The organism is Methylomagnum sp., assembly GCF_054333355.1.
Genome location: NZ_JBTEKS010000365.1, coordinates 1 through 4,370, shown reverse-complemented (window position 1 = coordinate 4,370; position 4,370 = coordinate 1). Strand labels below are relative to the sequence as shown.

General features: G+C 68.3%; 4 protein-coding genes. All 4 read left to right on the top strand.

What is annotated here, in order from left to right; translation table 11 throughout:
* On the top strand, positions 1-899 hold an 899-nt coding region (locus ACXWUF_RS19335; protein ID WP_458496218.1), incomplete at its 5' end, for a hypothetical protein.
* Complete coding sequence (locus tag ACXWUF_RS19330) at positions 896-1,138, top strand: hypothetical protein (RefSeq protein ID WP_458496217.1); 243 nt, start codon at positions 896-898, stop codon at positions 1,136-1,138. The genes ACXWUF_RS19335 and ACXWUF_RS19330, both read left to right, overlap by 4 nt.
* Positions 1,135-1,482 carry an STIV orfB116 family protein gene (locus ACXWUF_RS19325; RefSeq protein ID WP_458496216.1) on the top strand — a complete coding sequence of 116 codons (348 nt, stop codon included), beginning with the start codon at positions 1,135-1,137 and terminating at the stop codon, positions 1,480-1,482. Before ACXWUF_RS19330 ends, ACXWUF_RS19325 begins: the two co-directional genes overlap by 4 nt.
* 318 nt (positions 1,483-1,800) lie before the next feature.
* A partial coding sequence (locus ACXWUF_RS19320; protein WP_458496215.1) for an SUMF1/EgtB/PvdO family nonheme iron enzyme occupies positions 1,801-4,370 on the top strand: 2,570 nt, incomplete at its 3' end.

Here is a 4,370-nt window from a genome sequence, read left to right as displayed (position 1 = left end):
GCCCCCCACCCCACGCCGGGGAGGCCGCCGCCATGGCTGACACCGCCTCCACCCGCCGCGACGAGGAACTCGCCCACCGCATCCTCACCCAGATATTCGCCTCCGGGCGGGCGCTGCCGGTGATCCTCGTCGCCCTGGTGTTCACCGCCCTCCACCCGTTCGCCAGCGCCTTCGCCGAGATACTGCCATGGCACGACGACGGCCACGAGCTGGGCTGGAAGCACCTCCTGACCGGGCTACTCGCCTTCCCGGCGATGATGGTCCCGCTGCTGATCGCCGCCCGCCGGGAACGCGAGGCCATGCGCCCCCGCATCGTCGAGGACGCCCACCCCGCCGAGGTGCGCGGCTTGATCCTCTACCTCAGCACCCTCCCGAAAGACCTCTACGCGGCCTTGGAGCAAGAGCATCTCCCCAACGGGCTGGATGTGGACGCCTTCTGCGGGCTGTTCGGCGAGCGCCAACGCGCCAACAACTGGTGCATGCCGGTGAAGGCGGTGGCCCACCACCGGGCGCGTCTCAGGCACCTGATCGTCATCCCGTCGCGGGGCGAACAGGGCAGCCTGCGACAACTGCCCCTGTTCAGCGCGTTGCTCAAGCATTTGTTCGGCGACGGCGGCTTCGAGATAACAGCCATCGGCGACTGCCTGCCCGACTACAAGGAGGGGCTGGATTTCGAGACCCAGACCGAAGAACTCGCCAAGGCCACCGATGAAGCCTACGTGTTCCTGAACAAGACCAAGGGCTTGCCCAGGCAAGACATCCTCATCGACATCACCGGCGGCACCAAGCCCACCACCTTCGTCGGCTCGGCGGTGGCCCTGGCCGAAGGGCGGCGCATCCAGTACATCAGCACCACCGACTACTCCGCCCGCGTCTACGACCTGAGCTACGAGCCATGAACCACCCCAGCCCCGCCGTCCACGTCTGCCTGGTTTCCGCCCAGGCCACCCCCAACCTGACCCCGGCCCTCGACCCCGAGACCCGACCCCGGCGGGCCATGCTGGCAAGCTACCAGCCCCTGGAACCCCACGTCCTGCGCCGGGCCAGGGATTACGGCATACTCACCTGCGCCGGTCCCGAACTGCGCGACCTCAAGGCCATCCTCCATCGCTGGCTGGTCCAGCGGCGGCATCCATGAACCCCATCGGAAGCCCGAACCCCATGGCGCTCTACCTCATCAACTCCCCCGTCCTCACCGGCTACGGCCTCTGGCGCTTCGACGGTCCCCTGGACGAAGCCACCGCCCGCGCCCTGGTGGCGGACGGCTTCGCCTCCGCCATCGGCCACGACGGCGCGGCCCGCTTCCTGTCCGCCCGGCTGGGCGTCGACTGCCCCGTCAACCGCGTCCGCGTCCACCTCGAACCCGGCGACCGGGCGCTGGTCCTGCGGCTCCTGGAAAGGCTGCCGGAGAACCGCGTCCTCACCGAGGCCGAGATGGCGGCGCTGCCGTTCGAGTTGGGATTGCTGACGCGGGCGGAGTGAAGCTGGCTGGGAGCGGGCAAGGCCCGCTATCGGGTGGAACTGGCCGTGGTCGCGTCGGAAAGTGAATGTCCGCTTTTGGCCCATAGCCGTCACCCGCAGGTATCCTCCAGTTTTTTGCCAATGACAGCGTTAGGGAAGTTTTAAGGAAACTGAAACGTTGCGTGCCATCCCGTATTGAAGGATTGGATTCGGCCCAAAAGCGGCCTCTCGCCACGTAGCGTGGGCCGACCGCCCTCTGTTCCACTCGCCCCCCCTGTGGCACACTGAGACACCTTGCCGCCTAGCGTCCCTGTCCGGTGTCAGCCCACCCGCCCCGCCATGAACGAAGAAGACCAAAAACGTATCGCCCAACTCCGTGCCGCGCTGGATGCGGGCCTCATCGACCAAGATACTTACGACACCGCCGTTAGCCCAATACTGGCAAGGCTGAACGGCGGCGGCGCCATCGCCCAAGGCACGGACGCGCAGGCGGTCGGGGCCGGGGGCGTGGGCATCGGCGGAAACAACTCCGGCCTCATCAATCTGGGCCTCATCATCCAGCAAGGCACACGGCCCGGCGCCAGCGGCCCGGAACTCCGCCGGGCCTACCTGGGCCGCTTGCTGCAACAGGCCAACCAGTTGCCCTTGTTCGGCGGGAACAGCGCCCGGGCCGAGGTCCGCCTGTCGTCGGTCTACACCGCGCTGTTGACCCAGGGGGGCGAGCGGTTGCCAGAGCCCGGGCGAATGGACCGCGAACCGGCCCGCCGCTCCGCCCTCGACGCGCTCAACGCCGAAACCAAGCTGGTCCTCTTGGGTGGCCCCGGCAGCGGCAAGACCACCTTCGTGCAGTTCGTGGCCCTGTGTCTGGCGGGGGAAGCCTTGGGCGTCCCGTCGGTCAACCTGCAAACCCTAACGACCCCTATCCCGCCGGAACCCGGTTCTCGGGAACAGGAACCCCAGCCCCAGCGCTGGGACCACCGCCCGTTGCTGCCGGTCCATATCGTGCTGCGGGACTTCGCCGCCGAGCTACCGGCCCAGGGCACCGCCGTCAATGCCGAGACGCTGTGGCGGCACCTCGAAGGCCGGTTGCGGTCCGACGCCCTGGCCGATTTCGCGCCCCACCTGCATGACGAACTGCTCCGCCGGGGCGGGCTGGTCTTGCTGGATGGGCTGGACGAAGTGCCCGAGCCGGAGGCCCGCCGCGAGCAGATCATCGCGGCGGTCCAAGAGTTCCGCCAGACCTTTGGCCAGTGCCGGGTCCTCGCCACCAGCCGCACCTATGCCTACACCCGCCAGGACTGGAAGCTGCCCGGCTTCGCCGAAACGGCCCTGCTGCCCTTCAGCGCCGGGCAAATCCAGCGCTTCGTCACGGCCTGGTACGGGCACATGGCGGAGCTGGGCCGACTCTCGGCCCCCGAAGCCCAGGGCCGCGCCGCCTTGCTGGCCCAGACCGTGGACCGCAATCCCCGGCTGGCGGAACTGGCCCGCTATCCCCTGTTGCTGACCCTCATCGCCAAGCTGCACACCGAGAAGGGCGGCGCCCTGCCCGAGAAGCGCGAAGAACTCTACCAACAGGCGGTGGAGTGGCTGCTCACCGAATGGGAAAGCCTCAAGGTCCGCCACCTGCCGGACGGGCGCCGGTCGCAATCCCCCAGCCTGACGGAATTCCTCAACACCGGCCGCGACGAAATCCGCCGGGAGTTGGACAAGCTGGCCTTCGAGGCCCACCGCGATCAAGCCGACCTAGCCGGCACCGCCGACATCCGCGAGGAGCGGCTAATCCGCGCCTTGCTGGACGCCGCCCCCGGCAAGGCCGACCTGCAACCCCGGGTCCTGCAAGCCTACCTGTGCGACCGCGCCGGTTTGCTGGCGACCCATGGCGTGGGGCTGTACCAGTTCCCCCACCGCACCTTCCAGGAATATCTGGCGGCCTGCCATCTCACCGGGGACGGCTTTCCCGACCAACTGGCCGATCTGCTGCGGCGGGAGCCGAACCGCTGGCGCGAGGCGGTGCTGCTGGCCGCCGCCAAGGTGGCGCGGGGCACGCCGGAATCGGTGTGGAGCCTGGTGGATGCCCTCTGCCCGGCGGCGCTTCCCATCGACGGCGTGGAACCGCCCGCCGCCGACCAGTGGGCCGCGTTGCTGGCGGGGCATGCCCTGTGGGAAACCGGACTGGCCGAGGACAACCCGCAACTCGCCGCCCGCCACCGGAACAAATGGCGGCGGGTGAGGGATTGGATCGCCGCTATCGCCCGGCGGGGCTGGCTGCCAACCGTGGACCGGGCCATCGCCGGGGCGGTGCTGAGCGTGATGGGGGACGGGCGGGATTTCGGTGATCTGATCGAGATTCCGGCGGGTGGGTTTTGGATGGGGTCGGATGATGGCCACGACGATGAAAAGCCCCGTCACCGGGTGGAACTCCCGGCGGACTACCAAATTGGCAAGTACCCCGTCACCAACGGCCAGTACCGGCGTTTTGTGGAGGCCACCCAGCGGGGATGGGAATCCCCGGAACGGGACCGGCTGGACAAGCGCAATCATCCGGCCCGGTGGGTGAGCTGGCACGACGCCCTGGCCTACTGCGGGTGGTTGACCGATGAATGGCGCCAAGCCGGTCGGATAAGCCCCGACGAAAGCTTCGCCTTGCCCAGCGAGGCCGAATGGGAACGGGCGGCGCGGGGCACGGCGGGCCGCATTTATCCGTGGGGCGAAAACTGGCAAGAGGATTGCGCCAATATCGGCGAGACCGACATCGGGAATACCTGTGCCGTGGGCTTGTTTCCGCAGGGGCGGAGCGAGGCGGGATGCCTTGATATGGCGGGGAATGTCTGGGAGTGGACGCGGAGCTTGTGGGGCCGGGATTTCAGCAAACCTGACTTCGCCTATCCCTACGAACCAACGGACATAGC